Genomic DNA, 18,222 nt, shown 5'->3' on the forward strand with positions numbered 1-18,222 from the left:
AGCAGCGCGAGCAGCAGGCTGCCGAAGGCGAGGTCCAGCTTGAGGGCCTTGGCCATGGCGTGGTGGAGGCCGCCGGTGGAGGCCGCGATCAGGATGTACGTGCCGTCGGAGAGCCGGGTCCCGATCGTCGCCGCACGCGAACCACCCACCCCCATCGGGGAGTTACCGGCCGGACCACCCCGTCAGAACACGTCGCGCCGAGGAGCCACGCATGACGCACACGACCGGCGGCGGTGTTCGGCTGCCGGGGGCTGGGGCCGTACCGCACACGCCAGCCCTCGCCACACCTCCCGCACAGAGGTCCGGCGGCCATCCGCTTCCGGCCGCCTCCGTCGGGTGGCCGTCCGCCCCGCAAGCCGCCGCTCCCGATCACTGTCCGCGTCCTGTGGCGAGGACTACGCTGGTTGAACCGGCCCCGGCACTGACGTTCTGGGTCCGCTGGTGGGTGAGGCGTTCGAAGGAGAAGGTCATGATCCGCTCAGCCGATGTCCGGGAGTGGCGGGAGCGTGACGTCGTGGATGCGGAGTCGCACAAGATCGGTGTGCTGGAGGCCGTGTATGTGGACACCGCCACCGATGAGCCGGCCATGGCCACGGTCCGGGTCGGACTGCCCACGCGGCACCGGCTGATCTTCGTTCCGCTGGACGACGCGGTCGTGGGTCCGGACTACGTCAAGGTCGGGTACCCCAAGGCGCTGGTGAAGCAGGCCCCCTCGATCGGCACGGACGACGTACTGCCCGCCGAGCAGGAGGAAGGCATCTTCAAGCACTACGGCCTGCCGTACCAGCCGGGTGCGGGCGGCGAGCGCCAACTGGCCCGCCGTTGACGGCGCCGGACGCCGAGAGGTTTCAACTCGGCGTTCCGGGCCACCCGTTGAACATGTCCAGACGCTACGGCGGAAGCCCCGCGGGGACGGTCATCTCCGTCATCGCGGACATCGCGGCACTGATCCTGATCCTGTGGATCGCTCTCTATCTGTTCAACGCCAACAGCGGGAACAGCTCGGTCGACTGGGTCCACGACGCGGCCAACTGGCTGTCGGGCTGGTCGCACAACCTGTTCACCATCCACTCGGCGGACTGGCGCACCGTGGTCAACTACGGCCTGCCCGCCCTCGTCTACCTCTTCATCGGCCACGCGGTGGCCACCGGGGTCAACCGGAGCTAGACCATCACTGGACCGGCACCGGACCACCGACTGCCTTGCCGTCAGGCCGCCTTACCTCATTCCCTCCGGGCCTTCGGGCCTCGGGGGCGTGCGGGTAGGCGGCCGACCGGTGCTGGAAGGAGAGGATCTTCGGGTTCTGGACGACACCGTCCCGGATCTCGATGGCCTTCCGTACCGTGACGTCGTCGTCCCACGCGCCGGGCCCGCTCATGACCGTGCCCAGATACGGCAGCAGCGCCTCGCTGATCTCCCAGGTCGCCGAGTTCCACAGGTGGGACGGGCTGTGGTCCACGGCGTAGTAGTGGCAGCCCGGTCCGACCGTGGACATCGGGTCGCCGAAGCCGCTCGGCCGGGCCCAGGCGAAGCCCATGCCCTCGTCGCAGGCCACGTCGATGAAGAAGGTCCCCGGCTGGAACAGCGCGAGTTCCTCGTTGTTGACGAACATGAGCGGCGCGTCGGTGTCCTGGAGCACGCAGTTGACGACGATGTCGAACCCGGCCAGGTACTGCGCGAGCGGGACGGGCCCGAGCCCGGTGACCGCCTGGAGGCGCGTCGGGTCGTCCTCCTGCTCCTCGAAGTGCCCCATCACGACCGACGGCATCGGTGACGCCACGGCCGCCGCCGCGCGCTGCGTGAGCACCGTGACGTCGGAGACGCCCATCGCGCCCAGGCCCGTGACCGCGCCGCGTGCCGTGGCGCCGAAGCTTATGACCACCGCGCGCAGCCGGCGGCCGTAGCTCCCGGTCAGCCCGCCGAGCTGGAGGGCGTGCAGCACCGAGCAGTAGCCGGCCAGTTCGTTGTTCTTGTGGAAGACGTGGACGCTGAAGGCGCCCGTGGACGTCCAGTGGTTCATGGCCTCCCAGGCGATCAGGGTCAGCCGTCGGTCGATGCCGATCTGCGTCATCTTCTCGTCCTGCACGCAGTGCGGCCAGCCCCACAGCACCTGGCCCTCGCGCAGCTCGGCGAGGTCCTCGTGCATGGGCTTGGGCAGCAGCATGATGTCGCACTCGGCGACCAGGCGCTCACGGGAACGGAGGCCGCCGACGAGGGGGCGCAGCGCGTCGTCGGCGATGCCGAACCGTTCGCCGTAGCCCTGTTCGAGGAAGATTCGCTCCCGGATGTCCGGGGCGATCCGGTCGAGGTGCCGGGGGTGCAGCGGCAGACGGAACTCGTTCTCCTTGCGGGAGGAGTGCAGTACTCCGAGACTCATCAGGCTCATGTGGGGCGGCTCTTTTCCGGCCGGACGCGGTGCGATCCGGCGTTGCCGTTCCCCGAGGGCGACGCCGAAACGGCTGACGGCGTGCGAGGTGCGCTCGGTAATGCCACGTTACTCCAGTCCGGAAAGGGCTGGATTCCGTCGTCGTCGCACGTGGGGCCCGCGCTGTACGGCGCGGGCCCCACGATGTCGGCGGACGGCGGTCAGATGGTCGTCGGGCGGGCTCGGGTCCGCGGGCGGGGTGTCATCCGGAGCGTGCTGGGGCGGACCGTCGCGCGGGCCACCGGGCGGACGGCCCGGTCGGTGGTGAGGCCGAGGTGCCAGGCGCGGGTCAGGGTGGCGATCGCGGTGGTGATCTCGGCCAGGGCGAAGCGGTCGCCGATGCATTTGTGCTTGCCCGCGCCGAACGGGAGGAACGTTTCATCGGGAAGCTGGGAAGCGGGAGCCCCGGAACGCCGCCGGCCGTCGTCCAGCCAGCGGTCGGGGTCGAAGACGAGCGGGTCGGGGAAGTGCGCCGGGTCGCGGTGCAGCGCGTGCTGGCAGTACGCCAGCTCGGTGTCGGCCGGGATCTCCCAGTCGCCCAGCCGCGTCGCGGTGAGCGTGTGGCGGGTGACCAGCCAGCCCGTGTGGTGGAGCCGTAGGGTCTCGCGGATCACCCGTGCGAGGTACGGGAGTTGGGACAGATCTTCGAAGGTGACGGGGCGGTCGCCGAGGACGGTGTCGAGCTCCTCCTGGACGCGGGCGTCGATGGCGGGGTCGCGGGCGAGTTCGTACAGCACCCAGGACAGGATCGACGCGGTGGTCTCCGTGCCGGCCACGGCCAGGGTGAGGATCTCGGAGCAGATCTGGTGGGCGGTGAGCGGCCGGCCGGTCTCCTCGTCGGTGGCCCGGAGCAGCAGGGAGAGCATGTCGCCGGTGTCCCGGTCGGCGGCGCGCAGCTCGGCGACGGCCGTGTCGATGGTCGCGCGGACGGCGTCGCGGGCCGCGGTGAAGCGGCGGTTGGCGGGCAGCGGGAGCCGCTCCACCCAGTCCGGCAGCATGATGCGGGCGCCCACGCCGTTCATGACCACCGACAGGTCCTCGCGGAGCCGGCGGAAGGCGTCGTCGTCGATGCTGCCGGAGAACACGGTCGCGGCCAGCATGTCGAGGGACAGCCGGACCATGGCCTCGCGGACGTCGAGGACCTCACCGGGCCGCCAGGTGCTCACGGCGGCGGTGACCTGCTCGCGCATGATGTCGACGTACCGGGTGATCTCCGCGTGCCGGAACGCCGGTTGGAGCTGGCGCCGTTTGCGCACGTGCTCGGTGCCCGCCGCGGTGACGACGCTGTCGCCGAGCAACTGGCCCATCTTCTCGAAGAACCGGCCCTTGTCGAGGGTGGGGGCGAGGTCGACCAGCATGGCCCGGATCAGGGGCGGGTCGTTGACGACGATGGTGGACTGGCCGGGCTGGAGCCGGATCTCGACGAGCGGGCCGTAGCCGCGCAGGGAGGCGACGAATCCGAGGTTGTCGCGAAGGAGGGGGATCGCGTGGCCCAGAAGCGGCAGCGAACCCGCGGCCCTGGGTATGGGGGGAGGCGCGACGGTCACGGTGAATCCCTTCACAGTGCTGAGACGACGCCATGATCACTGCCCGCCTCCGGCCCGCCTTATACGGCGGCGGCATGTGCCTCCGCGAACACTCCCGCCGACCCCACCCCGCGCAACGCCATCCGTTCCACCCGCCGCGCCAGGTCCAGCCCGCCCCCGTCGACGTAGGTGAACGGCGTCGCCGCGCACAGCCCCAGGAACGTCCGCTTCGCCGCCAAGTCGTCGGAGATCACGTGGATTTCGGGGACGGACGGGTCGGGGGTGCCGTCGAACCCCTCCCACCACACGTTCTTGAAGGCGCCCACCAGCCGTGCCTCGGGGAACGCGGCGGCGAGGTCCGTGGTGCCGCCGGTCGCCCAGGGGCCCACGAAGTCGACGTGGCCGCCGGTGAACGGGTTGGTGATGTCCACCAGGATCTTCCCCCGCAACTCGCCCCGCCAGGGCCGGAGTTGCTGCACCGCTCCCGGTACGCCGAGGACGGCGGGGATCACGACCGAGGACGCTGCTACGACCTCTTCGTGGCGCCCGCCGGTCCGTACCTCGTGCCCGGCACGGGCGAACATCGTCGCGAGTGCGACGGCGATGTCGCCCGTGCCCAGTACGCCGATCGTCATCGCCGCGTTCCTCTGCTCCTGCTCCTGCTCCTGATTCATGGCGTCCGCTTCAGGACCAGGCTGACGTTGTGGCCGCCGAAGCCGAAGGAGTTGGCGAGGGCCGCGTCCCAACTGCCCTCGCGGTTCTCGCCGTTGACCACGTCCAGGTGGATCTCCGGGTCGAGGGCGTCGAGGTTGCGGGTGGCCGGGACGACCCCGTGGTGGAGGGAGAGGAGGGCGGACATCGCGCCGAACGCCCCCGACGCGCCCAGCATGTGGCCCGTCATCGACTTGGTCGCCGTCACCACCGGGTGCGTACCCAGCGCCTTCGCCACCGCGTCGGCCTCCGCGAGGTCGCCGCCCGGTGTCGAGGTGGCGTGGGCGTGCACATGACCGATGTCGGCGGGCTCCAACTCCGCGTCCCGCAGGGCCGCCTGGATCGAGCGGACCTGCCCCTCGGTGTCGGACGCCGAGATGTGCCGGGCGCTGGAGGTGACGGCCGCGCCGGCCACCGCGCCGTAGACGCGGGCACCCCGGGCGCGGGCGAACTCGGCGCGTTCCAGGACCAGTACGGCCGCGCCCTCGGCGATCACGAACCCCGAGCGGCCGGCGTCGAACGGCCGGGACACGGCGGCCGGGTCGCCCTCCTGCCGCGAGAGCGCCTTCATCTGCGCGAACGCGGCGACCATGAGCGGATGCAGACTCGCCTCGGTGCCGCCGGCCACGACGACATCGGCGCGGCCGAGGCGGATCAGGTCCAGTGCCAGGGCGATGGACTCGGCGCCCGAGGCACAGGCGCTGACCGGGGCACGGGCGCCCGCGCGGGCGTCGAGGTCGATGCTGACCCAGGCCGCCGGTCCGTTCGGCATCAGCATCGGGACGGCGTACGACGACAACTTCCGCATGCCGGACCGCTCGTAGACGTCGTTCTGGCCGAGCGTGCTCAACACGCCCCCGATGCCGGTGCCGACGACCACGGCCAGCCGTTCCGGTTCTACCGGGGGCCGGCCCGCGTCCTGGAAGGCCTCCCGGGCCGCCGCCACGGCCAGTTGCTCACCGCGGTCCAGCTTGCGGGCGTGCACCCGGCCGAGGACGTCGACCGGGTCGGCGGGCACGGTGCCCGCGATCCGCACCGGTAACTCCTCGGGCCAGGAGCCGTGTTCGTCATGCAGGGTGCGCACGCCGGAGCGTCCGTCGAGCAGCCCCTGCCATGATTCGGGTGCCGTCGCGCCGAGCGGGGTCATGGCGCCCAGGCCGGTCACGAGCACGTCCGCGTCTCTGAGTTGGCTCATCACGCGAAGACGATCGTCTGGTTGCCGTGGCGGAGCACGCGGTCCTCGCCGTGCCACTGCACCGCTCGCGTGAGCACCGCCCGTTCCACGTCCGCGCCGCGTCGTTGCAGGTCGGCGGCGGTGTCCGCGTGGCTGACCCGGACCACGTCCTGCTCGATGATCGGGCCCTCGTCGAGGTTCTCGGTGACGTAGTGGGCCGTCGCGCCGACGAGTTTCACGCCGCGTTCCTTCGCCTTGGCGTAGGGGCCCGCGCCGATGAACGCCGGCAGGAAGGAGTGGTGGATGTTGATGATCGGCACGTCCAGTCGCTCGATGAAGTCCGCCGACAGGATCTGCATGTAGCGGGCCAGGACGACGAAGTCGACGTTGCCCCGCAGCAGCCTCAACTGCTCAGCCTCCGCGGCCGACTTGTCCGTCCCCGCGGAGGGCACGTGGAAGAAGGGGATGCCGAACGACCGGACCTCCTCCGCCGTGTCCGGGTGGTTGGAGATCACCATGGCTACGGTGACGGGGAGTTGACCGCGCCGGTGCCGCCACAGCAGGTCCAGCAGACAGTGGTCGGACTTCGAGGCGAAGACCGCCACCCGCTTGGGCACCGACAGGTCCCGCAGTGTGAACTCCAACTCGAAGTCACCGGCGAGCCGTTGCCGCAGTCCGTCCTCGATCGCGGGCAGCGCCGCTCCGAGGTGGTCGAGGCCGAACACCGTGCGCTGGAAGAACGCGCCGCCCTGCGGATTGTCCGAGTACTGGTCGAGGGAGACGATGTTCGCGCCGTGCTCACCGAGCACCGCGCCGACCGCCGCGACGATGCCGGGCCGGTCCTTGCCCCGGACGGTCAGGGAGGCGTGGCGGTGCCCGGCGCGAGCGGCCGATGCGGGGGCCGTCGTAGCGCGAACAGTCCTTGCGGCCTCCAGAGTTGACGTCACGTCACTTTCCCTTCTCGGCGCGGAAGGTGAGTGCCACGTTGTGGCCGCCGAAGCCCGCCGAGTTCTTGACCGCGACGATCTGCTCGGGGCCCAGCTTGAGCGGGCCGCCGTGCACCACGTCGATGGAGAGGCCCTCGTCGAGGCGGGTGAAGTTGCGGGTCGGCGGAACCAGGCCGTGGTGGAGGGCGAGGACGGTGGTGATCGACTCGATCGCGCCGGCCGCGCCGAGGCTGTGCCCGGTCATCGACTTGTTCGCGGACACGGCCGGACCCTGGGTGGCGTCTCCGTCCGCGTCGCCGAACACGGCCATCACCGCGCGTGCTTCGGCCGCGTCGCCGGGTGCGGTCGCGGTGCCGTTGGCGTTGAAGTGGGCCACGTCCGCGGGGGTCACGCCCGCGTCGGCGAGGGAGGCGCGGACGGCCGCGGCGGTGCCGGTGCCGTTCGGCTCGGGCTGCACCATGTGGTACGCGTCCGAGGTGATGCCGACTCCCGCCAACTCGGCGTAGATCCGGGCGCCGCGCTCGCGCGCGTGCCGCTCCGACTCCAGTACGAGGATGCCGGCGCCCTCGCCCAGGACCATGCCGTCGCGGTCCGCGTCGTAGGGACGGCAGGCGGACGCGGGGTCGTCGAAGCGCTGCGAGAGCGCCCGCATGGCCGCGAACGAGGACAGGACCATGGGGTGCAGGGGCGCCTCCGCGCCGCCCGCGACCACCACGTCCGCCTCCCCGCGCCGGATCAACTCGGCCGCCGTGACCAGGGCTTGGGTCCCGGAGGAGCAGGCGTTGACGGTGGCGTGCACACCGAGGCGCGCGTTCACCAGCAGCGCTACGGCCGCCGCCGAGCCGTTGCCCATCGACATCGGGACGGTCATGGGCGGTACGCGCCGCCAGCCCCGGGTCTTGAGGGCTTCCCAGCCGTCGATGATCGAGGTCATGTCGCCCAGCGCGGCCGAGACGACGACGGCCACCCGGCTCGGGGCCGCGGTGCTGTCGTCGAGGCCCGCGTCGGCCCACGCCTCCGCCGCCGCCGTCACCGCGAACTGGGCGGAACGGCTGAGGCGTCGGCGCTGCTGGTGCTCAAGTCCCGTACCGGGGTCGACCTTTGCGCGTCCGCCGAGCAGCGGCGGCAGGTCCTTGGCCCAGGACTCGTCCTCCAGCAGGCCCAGTCCGCTCTCGCCGCGCAGCATCGCGTCCCACGTGGTGGCGACGGTCCCGCCGAGCGGGGTGGTCTCGCCGAGGCCGGTCACGACGACCTTGTTGTTCTCTTCCTGGCGGGTCTTCATCGGTTGCGCGCTCCCTGTCCGAGCTGTGCGGCGAGCTTTCCGGAGTCCTTCTTGACCGAGTTGACGAGCACCTTGCGCAGCAGGGACTTCGGCATGATCCCGAAGTAGTCCCCGGGGTCCACCTCGAACGTCCAGTTGACGGTGGTGGTGCCGTCCTCGCGTTCGGCGTACTCGTAGGTGCCGACGTAGCCGAACGGTCCCTCGACGGTGTGGAACTTGGAGCGCCGGCCGGGCTCGAACTCGCTGATCTCCACGGTGAACTGCATCCGCTTGCCGATCAGCTGGAACGTGATCTCGTACCGGCCGCCGGGCCGGGCCGGGCCGTTCAGCAGCGTCACGTCCACGCAGGCCGCCTGCCACACCGGGTCCTGGACGGGGTCGGAGATCAGGGCGAACGCCTCGTCGGGCGGCACCGGGAGGTGGAACGCGTACTCGGCCTTGACCTGTTCAGCCTTGGTCATCGTGGGTCGGTCCTTCCATGTGGGGGGCGATCGCGCGGGCCGCCAGCTCCGCGTGCGGCGGGTACATCACCGAGTTGTGGTCCCCGGAGACGTCGATGACGTGCAACTCGCCCTTGATCAGGGCCTCCCAGCCGAGCTTGGGGCCGTAGTCGGCCTGTTCGTCGGCCGCGCGCAGCAGCACCAGGTCGAGGTCGGCCGGTTCGGGGAGGTAGGTCTGGAGGGCGATGCCGTTGGCGAGGTAGGCCTCGAAGTAGCGCAGGATCGTCGCGCGGTCCGCGTCCTCGGCCAACACCCCGATGGCGGCGGCCTGTTGGAGGATGTGGTCGAACGCGGCGTCGCCGCCCAGCGCCCGCAGTTCGTCCGCCGGGATGTCCAGGGTCTTCCCGGCCGGTACGGCGAGGTCGCGGGCGAACCAGGACAGGATCGTCGAGTCGTCCGCGGACTCCGGGATGTTCTCCTCGATCGGCGCCCGGCTGTCGATGCCGATGATGAACTCGATCTCCTCGCCGAGCGCGCGGAGTTGGCCGGCGACCTCGTAGGAGATGACCCCGCCGAAGCACCAACCACCCAGCGCGTACGGCCCGTTGGGCTGCACCTCCCTCAGGAGGTCGATATAGCGGGTGGCCATGGCCTCCACGCTGATCTCGGCCTCGCCCTCGTTCTGGATGCCGGGCGCCTCTATCGCCAACACAGGCCTGCCGGGCGGGAGATGGCGGGTCAGCTCGACATAGCAGAAGACGGTGCCGCCGAAGGGGTGGAACAGGAACACCGGGCGCTGCTCCGGGTCGCCCTCGCGCAGCACGACGAGCGGGCCGCGCGCGGTCTCCTGGCCTCCGGACCGGACGATCGCGGCGAGTTCGGCCACGGTGCCCTGCCGGCCGAGCATGATCGAGATCGGGATCTCCACGTCCCACTCGGCACGGATCGCCGAACTGAGCCGGACGGCGAGCAGCGAGTGCCCGCCCACGTCGAAGAAATGGTCGTGGACGCCGACCTGGGACAGGCCCAGGATCTCCGTCCACATCCGCGCGAGGGTGATCTCGGTGGCGTCACGCGGCTTCTCGAACCCGGCGTCCGAGGAGACCACGGGCTCCGGCAGCCGGTTGCGGTCGATCTTCTTGTTCGCCGTCAGCGGCAGTTCGTCCAGCACCATCACGATGCCGGGCACCATGTACGGCGGGAGGGACACCCCGGCCGCCGACCGGACGTCGGACGCCTTCAACTCGGCGCCGTTCTCCGCGAGCAGATAGGCGACGAGCCGGTCGTCACGCACCACGACGACCGCCGTGGAGACGCCGTCGACCGCTTCCAGGACCGTCTCGACCTCGGAGAGTTCGATGCGGTAGCCGCGCAGCTTGACCTGGTTGTCCAGCCGCCCGTGGTGCAGCAGCCGCCCGTCGCTGCTCCAGCGCGCCCGGTCACCGGTGCGGTACAGCCGCCGGTCCGGCGCGGCCGGCAGCCCGGTCACGAACCGCTCCGCCGTCAACTCCGGCCGGTCCCAGTACCCGACGGCCAGACCCTCCCCGCCGATCCACAGCTCGCCCGGGAAACTCGGCTCGACGTTCCGGCCCTGCGGATCGAGGACGTACAGCTGTGTGTTGTCGAGGGGCGCGCCGATGTCGATGCCGGACGCGGGCTCCACCACACCGGCGGTGGACCAGATGGTCGTCTCGGTCGGGCCGTACACATTGCGCAGGCTCGCCACGCGCGTGGACAGGAACTCGGCCAGATCCAGGGGGAGTTCCTCACCACCGCACAGCACGTTCAGCTGCGGGGCGCCCGTCCATCCGGCGTCGCGCAGCATGCGCCACGAGGTGGGCGTCGCCTGCATCCAGGTGGCACCGGACTCCTCGATCCGCACCGCGAGCGCGGCACCGTCGGCGGCCGTGGCGCTGTCGCACACGACGACCCGGCCACCGGTCAGCAGCGGCAGATACAGCTCCAGTCCGGCGATGTCGAACGAGATCGTGGTGACCGCGAGCAGACTGTCCGAGGCGCCGAACCCGGTGGTCTCCCGCATCGCGAGCAGCAGGTTCGTCAGCGCGTGGTGGGGGATGGCCACGCCCTTGGGGCGGCCGGTGGAGCCCGAGGTGTAGAGGATGTACGCCAGGTCGGCGGGGCCGGCGGCCGTGGCGGGGCCGGCGGTGGCACCGGCCGCCAGGTCGTCCAGGTCCAGCACCGGAAGACCGGGCAACTGGCTCTCTCCCAGGCCGGTTTGGCTGAGCAGCAGCCTGGCCTGTGAGTCCTCGGCCATGTAAGTCAGCCGTTCCACCGGCAGGTTGGGGTCCAGTGGCACATACGCCGCCCCGGCCTCCAGCACTCCCAGCAGCGCGGCCACCAGCGGTGCGCCGCGTTCCACCATCACCGCGACCCGGTCGCCCGGGGCGATCCCGGCTGTCCGCAACGCCGCCGCGGTCTCCTCGACCGACGCGAGCAGACGGCCGTAACTCCACTCCTCGCCGTCCGCGGCCAACGCGACCGCGTCGGGCGTGCGCCGCACCTGCTCGCGGAAGAGTTCCGGCAACCGGGCCGCGGGCAGAGCGCGTTCGGGCCCCGAACCCCACTCGGCGAGACGCGCCCGCTGCCGTTCGTCGCCGCGCACCAGCTCGCGCAGGGGCTCGTCCGGACGGCCGACCAGGGTCTCCACCGTGGTGACGAACGCGTCCGCCAACTCCCGTGCCGTACCGGCCCCGAAGATGTCGGTGTTGTAGCGCAGCACCCCCGCGAAGGCACCGTCGCGCTCCGCGCCCATCTCGACCCACAGGTCGGTCTGGCCCTCCTGCTGCGGCAGCGGATACGGCCGCAGGGTCGCGCCCGCGATCGCCAACTCGGCGCCCGGACCCGGCTCCAGGAGGAAGAACGCGTCCATGTCGTTGAGGAACGGCAGCCGGTCCCAGGCGAAACCGGCCTGGTACAACGGCGTCCGGCTCGGATCGCGCGGCGGCGCCAACTCCCGTACCAGCCAGGGGAAGGGCAGCTCCTGCGCCCGCATCGCCTCGGACACCCGCTCACGCGAGGCCGCCAGCGACTGACGGTACGTCAACTCCTCGTCCACCGCGCCCCGTACGACCACGGTGTTCACGAAGTTGCCGAGCGCGTCCCGGAACTGCCGGTGCAGCCGCCCCGAGGTCGGGGTGCCCACCACGATCTCCGACTGACCGCTCAGCCGGCTCAGCAGCACGAAGTACGCGGACAGCAGCACCGTGTACGGCGTCGACGAGGTCTCCCGCGCCAGCCGCCGTACCGCCTCCGTCGCGGTGACGGACAGCGCGAACGGCGCCGAACCGCCGTCGTAGGACGGCACGGGCGGGCGCGTCCGGTCGCCGTACAGATCCAGCGCGGGCGGTATGTCCGCCAGCCGCTTCGCCTCGGCGTCGAGGAGGGTGCGCGCGTTCTCGCCGGTGAGGAAGGCCTGTTGGCGTTCGGTGTACGCGGCGAAGGCGCCGCCGTCGAGCGTGAACCGGTTCGGTGTGCCCTCCAGGCGGCTGCGCACCTCGGAGAGCAGCAGGGCCAGCGACCAGAAGTCGGCCGCGATGTGGTGCATCACGACGGCGAACACCCAGGTGCGCTCGCCGGTGCGGTACAAGTGCACGCGCCACAGCGGAGGTCGGGCGAGGTCGAAGGGGCTGCGGGTGTCCGTGCGGACGAGGTCGCGCAGTGCCTCCGGGGCCAACTCCCGTGCGTCGGTACGGCGGATGTCCAGCGGTACGGCGTCCCGCACGAACTGCTCCGGGCCCTGCGGACCGGCGCGGAATCCGATCCGGAGAGCGTCGTGCTCGCGGGTCAGGTCGGCGAGTATCTGCCGTACCCGGTCGCCGAGTTGGGGATCGGCGGTGACCTCCGCGCCGAACACGATGTGGTACGCGGAGCATCCCGGGTCGGCCTCGTGGATGAACCAGAGGCCGGCCTGCTGGGCGTTGACGGAGTTGGTCGTCGTCATCGCTGGCCTTCCGCTGCGGCGCTGGCGGCGACGGGCTCGGCGTTCATCAGCTGCCACAGGGCCTCGGCCAGGGTGTCCACCGTCGGGTGGTCCCAGAGGAGGTCCACCGGCGGGTCGGAGAGACCGCAGGTGTCCTCGATCTCCATGCCGACGGAGAGCGCGGCCATGGAGTCCAGGCCGTAGTCGGTGAAGGGCCGGTCGGTCTCCAACTCGGCGGGTGCGACGCCGGCTTCGGCGGCCACCGCTTCGACGAGAACCTTCTTCACGTCGTCGAGCGTCAGGTTCTTGGTGCTGGTCGTGGTCATCTCGGGTAAGTACCTTCCGGCCGGTATGCGGTCGTGGTCAGGGATGTGGTTCATGCGGCGGTCGTGGACACGTCGTCGTCCCGGCCCGCCTCGCGCGCCCCGGGCTCGGCCATGCGCATCTGGCGGACCGAGAAGAACTCGTTGTCGGCGCGCTGGGTGTTCATGCGGGTGAACAGCCGCCGGGCGGTGGCCTGTTCGAGGTCGCCGACCTCGTACTGGTGGACCTGGCGGCGGGTCAGCGCGGCCAGCAGCCACTCGCCGTCGGCGAAGAAGGCGTCGAGGTGGTCCCGGTTGAACAGCCACACGCCGAGGGCCGCCACCTTCGCGTGCAGGGAGCAGAGTTCCTCCGCCACCCGGATCAGCCGGGGCGCGGTGGACTTGCTGGTCCTAGTGGCGGGCGACGGCTTGCCGGCCGTCGACCGGCGTATCTCGTTGACCCGGGCGAGCAGCGCGTCCAACTCCCGCCGCAGTTCCTCGGCCTGGCCGCGCAGTGCGGTCAGCCGGTCCTCGTCGCAGCCGGCCGACGGCGTCAGTTCGGCGAGGCGGTCGATCAGCGCGGGGAGGCTGGCGAACGTGGCGTCCCTGCCGCGTCCGAACACGCTCACCCGGTGCGGTTCGAAGGTGGGCAGCTCGGCCCGCAGGTCGTACAGCGGACGCCAGTCCTCGTCCGGGTCGCGCCCATGTGCCTTGGTCAGCGCGGGGAGTTGGAGCGCGAGACTGTCCAGGCAGACCGGCTCGCTGCCGTCGAAGACCGAGACGACGGCACCGTCGCGGAGCATCTTCTGGAACGTGCCCACGTGTTCGGCGGCGCGCAGGAAGTACCGGGCGCCCAGCGTGCGGGCCAGCACCTTGCTGTTGGTGTCGACCAGCCGGGCCACCTGCACCTTCGCGAGGTTGCCCCAGATGCTGAACTGCTCGGTGTACAGGTGCAGTCCGCGCATCGCGACGAGGCTCTCGCACTCCGCGACCAGCAGGCTCAGGTAGGAGTTGGCGAGGGACTCGGTGACGTACGGGATCTCGTTCGCGGGGCCGTCGTAGAGGATGCGGTCGGACAGGAAGCCGGCCACGGTGCGCAGCATGGTGTCGCCGGTGCCCAGGGAGAGGCCGGTGCAGAAGGTGCGGGTGATCAGCAGGCCGCGCAGGGCGAGTTCGAGGCCCTCGCCCTCCGCGCCCAGCCGGGCCGTGGCGTCCACGCGGGCGTCGTCGAAGGCGACGCCGCTGATGTCGCAGCCGCGCAGACCGTAGGTCGGGACGCGGGGGACGCCGGTCACCTCGCCGGAGATCACCTGCGAGCGGTCCACCAGGAACATGGACTGCTGCCGCTTGGCCGGGGTGTGCTCGTCGCCGGTGGTGCCGAGCAGGACCACGTGGGTGGAGGTGCGGCCCCGGTTGATGGGCCACTTCTCGCCGGACAGGACGTACTGATCGCCGTCCGGGGCGGCCGTGAAGCGGTTGGCGGCCAGGTCGGCGCCGTGCCCCGGCTCGGAGTAGGCCAGACACGGGACGACCCCGCCGCGCAGGACCGTCGCCGCGTACTTCGCCTGCTGATCGGCGTCGCCGCCGATCCACGCGAGCATCATCCACACCTGTGTGCTCTCGCTCACCGCGACGTTCATGTCCCGGCGGGCGATCACCCGGGTCAGCATCAGGATGTCCTCGGCGGCCCGGAGATCACCGCCGAGCCGCTCGGGCACGAAATACCGGTTGAAACCGAACGCGCGGACCTGGTCGATACCGGCGGACGGGAGCTCGTCCCGCTCGTCGAGCGCCAGCGCGCCGGCGAACGACAACGCGTTGGATTCCACTTCCGGGTCACCGAGCCAGCCCTCCAGATCCTCCGCGAGGGCAGTACTCGACTGCTTCTTTGAGCTTTTCATGAGCTTTCCATTCCATGCCGGAGAGGGCAACGGCGTGATAACACAGCCGTGCCCGATAAACGGACCTGAAAGTGGACGTGCGAATGTGGCGCATGAATACACGTCGCGTTGGAGAATGCAGGCGAAAAGAGCGCACGGAGTGCCGCCGAAAAAGCGCAGCGCTGTGCGGAAGGTTCAGTTCACCAGTGTCTGACCAGCGCCGATGGGCGCGGTTTCCTCGTCGTCAGCGTTGTCCGATACAACAGCTGATGGAATTTTGAACCATTTTGAAACCCCCGTTGCGCAAAGCGCGGTTTCGTCCCCGTGTTCTTCCCCGTGTGCGACCCGGTCGCAGAGTGCAATGTTCTGGCCAGGCGCTTCGAGAGCGTAGCAGGCGCGCTACTTGGTGCCACGTGACTCAGGTCACCCGGCGTTTCTGTTTTCTCTGTCGGACGTTCGATTCTGTGATCGATCACCGGCTGGCTGACCTCGAAGATCCCTGGAGAATGACTCGTTCCATTTCGCGGGATGCGGACGGTTGTATTCCGGTGGATTTTGCGTCGGCATAACCGTCCGGGGGGTTGCCACGAGCGGCGGAACGGTGAATTCCGTGTGACCCGGGGATCGCCGCGGGGCGACCGGGGCCCCGTGTCGGCGGGGTGCCGCCGGGGCGATTTCCCTGGCGGACGGGGGTTCCATGGCCGTAGAACGTTGTATCTTCGATGGTGGAGATTGCGACGATCGAAGGAGCCGGCTCATGGTGCGCACTGGCGGCACGGAGCAGTACGGGGCGTCCCCCCGGGAGGACTTCCTCATCGCCGAACGTCCCGGCTATCTGCTCCACAAGGCGGGGTTGGTGCTGGTGGAGGACGTGGAGAAGGCGCTGGGCGCGGTCGGTATGCGCATCCGCTACTTCTTCGTGCTGGCCGCGCTGGCCGGCGGACCCGAGCTCTCCCAGCAGGACCTGAGCCGGCTGCTCAACCTCGATCCGACCACGGTCGTGACGGTGATCGACGAGATGGAGCGCAACGAGCACGTGGAGCGCCGCCGCAACCCCGCCGACCGCCGGCGCTACAACCTGATCCTCACCGGGACCGGCCGCGAGGCGCTCGCGACGGCGGACCGGGTGGCCACGGAGGTCGAATCGGCGTTCTTCGGCGCGCTCTCGGAGGACGAGCGCGGGGTGCTGCGCAAGATGCTCGGCACGCTGATGGCCGGCCGCTGGCCCGCGTCGGTCTGCTCGGACTGACCGAGAACGCCCGTCAGTTGACCTGGAACGCCCGCCAACTCACGTTGGAAGTACGCGAGTTGACGTAGTACGCACGCCAACTCACTTAGAGAGTCCGCGAGTTGACGTATAACACCCGCGAATTCGCACAAGCCCGTGGTGCCGCCCGGTGCCGCGGGCTTTGTCGTGCCCGGTGGTCGTCACTCCGGGTGACCGTGTTCGCCGCGCCGGTCGCGACGGCATTGACTCATGGCTTTCCAATCATCTAGATTTCCATCATCTAGTGATCCTAAGGTCCAGAGTTCCTGTTGATTGGAAGGTCCCCGCATGTCCGAAGAACGCGCACCGTCTCCCACTAGGTGGTGGACACTCGGGATCGTCGCGTTGGGCTCGTTCATGCTGATGCTCGACCTGAGCGTGGTCTCCATCGCGCTGCCGCAGATCCACAAGTCGCTGGGCAGCAGCTTCGCCGACCTCCAGTGGGTGTTCGACGCCTACGCCCTCACGCTGGCGATCTTCCTGGTCGCGGCGGGCTCGCTCGCCGACCGGATCGGCCGCAAGAAGCTCTTCCAGGTCGGCTTCGCCATCTTCACCGCCGCCTCGCTGGCCTGTGGACTGGCCGACGGAGCAGGGGAGTTGAGCTGGTTCCGGGCCATCCAGGGGGTCGGCGCCGCCATCATGTTCGCGGTCGGACCCGCGATGCTCAGCCATGAGTTCCACGGCAAGGAACGAGCCACCGCGTTCACCGCGTTCGGCGCCGCCGTCGGCCTCGCCGTCGCCACCGGCCCGCTCATCGGCGGCTCGCTGATCAACTCGCTGTCCTGGCGCTGGATCTTCTACATCAACGTGCCGGTCGGCGTGCTCGCCATCCTCATCGGCGCGCTGCGCGTCCGCGAGTCCCTCAACAAGCGCGCCCACCCCACCGACTGGGCCGGCCTCGGCACCTTCAGCCTCGCGCTCGGCGCCCTCGTCTACGCCACCATCCGTGGCCCGGTGGAGGGTTGGACCAGCGGCAACACGCTCGGCCTCTACGCGGCGAGCGTCGTCTTCCTGGTCGTCTTCGTCGCCATCGAGCGCCGCCTCGGCGAACGCGCCCTGATCGACCCGGCGTTCTTCCGCAGCCCCACCTTCGTCGGCATCTCGCTCGTCGCCATGATCGGCAACGCGGGCGCGCTGCCCTCGGTGTTCTTCGAGACCAGCTACCTGGAGAACATGCTGCACGTCGACGCGTGGGGGACAGGTCTACGGTTCCTGCCGCTGACCGGTGCGATGTTCGTCGCCGGTGCCCTCGGCGGCGGACTCATCGGCAAGGTCCCCTTCCGGATCCTGCTCGGCGGTTCGACCCTGGTCATGGCCATCGGCATCCTGTGCCTGAACCTCACCGAGGCCGACTCGTCCTGGACCGTGCTCGTCCCGGCGCTGGTCATCTCCGGCCTTGGCATGGGCGCCTTCAACCCGGCCCGCGCCGCCCTGGCCATCGGGGTCGCCGAACCGGCCAAGTCTGGTGTCGCGTCCGGCATCAACGAGACCTTCCAGCAGGTCGGCATCGCGGTCGGCATCGCCGGCATCGGCGCCTACTTCCAGCACACCGTGTCCCAGGACTTCACCTCCTCGGCCGTCGGCAAGCAGCTCGGCGACGACGCCGCGGAGAGCGCCGCGCACGGCATCAGCGCCGGTGGCCTCGACGCCGTCGCCCAGGCCGCGGGCCCCTTGCGCGAGAAGGTACTGGCCGCCGGACAGGACGCGTTCATGAGCGCCTTCCACGGAGCCATGACCCTCAGCGCGATCCTCGGCTTCGTCGCCGCGATCATCGGCTTCACGATGCTTCGCACGAAGGACCTCCACGCCAGCGCCCTGTCGACGATCCCGCCGGACGTCGACGAGGACGGCGAGGTACGCCCCGACGACGCGTCGGACCTCCCGGTCGGCGCCCCGGCCTGACCACACCGCGCGGCTGAGAAACCCGCCCGATTCACCGTCCCGGTGGCCAATCCCCCGCGCCACCGGGACGGTTCAGCGCTGTCCGGCAATCCCTCGATCAGGTGACGCCCCTCTGTACGCCCGCTCGAACACCGGATCGTGACCGCACCTCCCAGCGGCCCCTAGGGCGGCACCCGCATCCTCGGACGTTCGTCCGACGGTTCGCCCGTCCGCACCCGTGACGGCTTCTTGATCAGGCACGTTCTTCAGGCACCGAGTCACTGCATCGACCGCAGGAGGTTGCCATGAATCCCGTGCCCCAGGTCGAGCGGCTGGACGGCGGTGAAGCCGTTGTCGTACGTCTTGCTGATTCCGGAGAGGCGGACGTCGCCGCTGTTGTCCTTGGTGTTCATCGTCGTCACGCCCCTGTGAGCTTTGCGAACTTCT

At 70.2% G+C, this 18,222-nt stretch carries 14 protein-coding genes; 4 read left to right on the forward strand and 10 right to left on the reverse strand.

The window, feature by feature from the left end; genetic code table 11:
- The first annotated feature begins 469 nt into the window (after nt 1-469).
- Together ACNFOC_RS33435 and ACNFOC_RS33440 are read left to right on the forward strand one after the other, a co-directional pair.
- Nucleotides 470-826: a PRC-barrel domain-containing protein gene (locus ACNFOC_RS33435; protein WP_416962782.1), complete on the forward strand. Its 357-nt coding sequence runs from the start codon at nt 470-472 to the stop codon at nt 824-826.
- 53 nt (nt 827-879) lie between these two features.
- The gene (locus tag ACNFOC_RS33440; protein ID WP_416962783.1) at nt 880-1,167 is read left to right on the forward strand and encodes a hypothetical protein; all 288 of its coding nucleotides are present in this window, start codon (nt 880-882) and stop codon (nt 1,165-1,167) included.
- A gap of 4 nt (nt 1,168-1,171) precedes the next feature.
- Here the strand turns inward: ACNFOC_RS33440 and ACNFOC_RS33445 are convergent, their stop codons facing one another.
- From ACNFOC_RS33445 to ACNFOC_RS33490, 10 genes are all read right to left on the reverse strand, one after another.
- A complete protein-coding gene (locus tag ACNFOC_RS33445) occupies nt 1,172-2,386 on the reverse strand; it encodes a N(5)-(carboxyethyl)ornithine synthase (protein WP_416962784.1) in 1,215 nt (404 codons plus the stop codon).
- A gap of 200 nt (nt 2,387-2,586) precedes the next feature.
- The gene (locus tag ACNFOC_RS33450) at nt 2,587-3,972 is read right to left on the reverse strand and encodes a cytochrome P450 (RefSeq protein ID WP_416962785.1); all 1,386 of its coding nucleotides are present in this window, start codon (nt 3,970-3,972) and stop codon (nt 2,587-2,589) included.
- A gap of 59 nt (nt 3,973-4,031) precedes the next feature.
- Nucleotides 4,032-4,625, reverse strand: a complete 594-nt coding sequence (locus ACNFOC_RS33455) for an NADPH-dependent F420 reductase (protein ID WP_416962786.1) — start codon at nt 4,623-4,625, stop codon at nt 4,032-4,034.
- The gene (locus ACNFOC_RS33460; protein WP_416962787.1) at nt 4,622-5,857 is read right to left on the reverse strand and encodes a beta-ketoacyl-[acyl-carrier-protein] synthase family protein; all 1,236 of its coding nucleotides are present in this window, start codon (nt 5,855-5,857) and stop codon (nt 4,622-4,624) included. Before ACNFOC_RS33460 ends, ACNFOC_RS33455 begins: the two co-directional genes overlap by 4 nt.
- Nucleotides 5,857-6,783 (reverse strand): formyltetrahydrofolate deformylase, encoded by a 927-nt coding sequence (purU, locus tag ACNFOC_RS33465; protein WP_416962788.1) that lies wholly within the window; start codon nt 6,781-6,783, stop codon nt 5,857-5,859. The genes ACNFOC_RS33460 and purU overlap by 1 nt, the downstream gene beginning before the upstream one ends.
- 1 nt (nt 6,784) lies before the next feature.
- A complete protein-coding gene (locus ACNFOC_RS33470) occupies nt 6,785-8,065 on the reverse strand; it encodes a beta-ketoacyl-[acyl-carrier-protein] synthase family protein (protein WP_416962789.1) in 1,281 nt (426 codons plus the stop codon).
- Nucleotides 8,062-8,526, reverse strand: coding sequence for an SRPBCC family protein (locus ACNFOC_RS33475; RefSeq protein ID WP_416962790.1), 465 nt, complete (start codon nt 8,524-8,526; stop codon nt 8,062-8,064). The genes ACNFOC_RS33470 and ACNFOC_RS33475 overlap by 4 nt, the downstream gene beginning before the upstream one ends.
- A complete protein-coding gene (locus ACNFOC_RS33480) occupies nt 8,513-12,466 on the reverse strand; it encodes a non-ribosomal peptide synthetase (protein WP_416962791.1) in 3,954 nt (1,317 codons plus the stop codon). The genes ACNFOC_RS33475 and ACNFOC_RS33480 overlap by 14 nt, the downstream gene beginning before the upstream one ends.
- Nucleotides 12,463-12,771, reverse strand: a complete 309-nt coding sequence (locus ACNFOC_RS33485; RefSeq protein ID WP_416962792.1) for an acyl carrier protein — start codon at nt 12,769-12,771, stop codon at nt 12,463-12,465. The genes ACNFOC_RS33480 and ACNFOC_RS33485 overlap by 4 nt, the downstream gene beginning before the upstream one ends.
- A gap of 50 nt (nt 12,772-12,821) precedes the next feature.
- Nucleotides 12,822-14,648 (reverse strand): acyl-CoA dehydrogenase family protein, encoded by a 1,827-nt coding sequence (locus ACNFOC_RS33490; RefSeq protein WP_416962793.1) that lies wholly within the window; start codon nt 14,646-14,648, stop codon nt 12,822-12,824.
- 736 nt (nt 14,649-15,384) lie between these two features.
- On the opposite strand from ACNFOC_RS33490, the gene ACNFOC_RS33495 reads away from it, so the two are divergent.
- Together ACNFOC_RS33495 and ACNFOC_RS33500 are read left to right on the forward strand one after the other, a co-directional pair.
- Nucleotides 15,385-15,876 (forward strand): MarR family winged helix-turn-helix transcriptional regulator, encoded by a 492-nt coding sequence (locus ACNFOC_RS33495; protein WP_416962794.1) that lies wholly within the window; start codon nt 15,385-15,387, stop codon nt 15,874-15,876.
- Between the two features lie 306 nt (nt 15,877-16,182).
- Nucleotides 16,183-17,796: an MFS transporter gene (locus ACNFOC_RS33500; RefSeq protein WP_416962795.1), complete on the forward strand. Its 1,614-nt coding sequence runs from the start codon at nt 16,183-16,185 to the stop codon at nt 17,794-17,796.
- Nucleotides 17,797-18,222 lie beyond the last annotated feature (426 nt).

It is taken from the genome of Streptomyces colwelliae (assembly GCF_048158785.1).
In the GTDB taxonomy this organism is placed as follows: Bacteria; Actinomycetota; Actinomycetes; order Streptomycetales; family Streptomycetaceae; genus Streptomyces.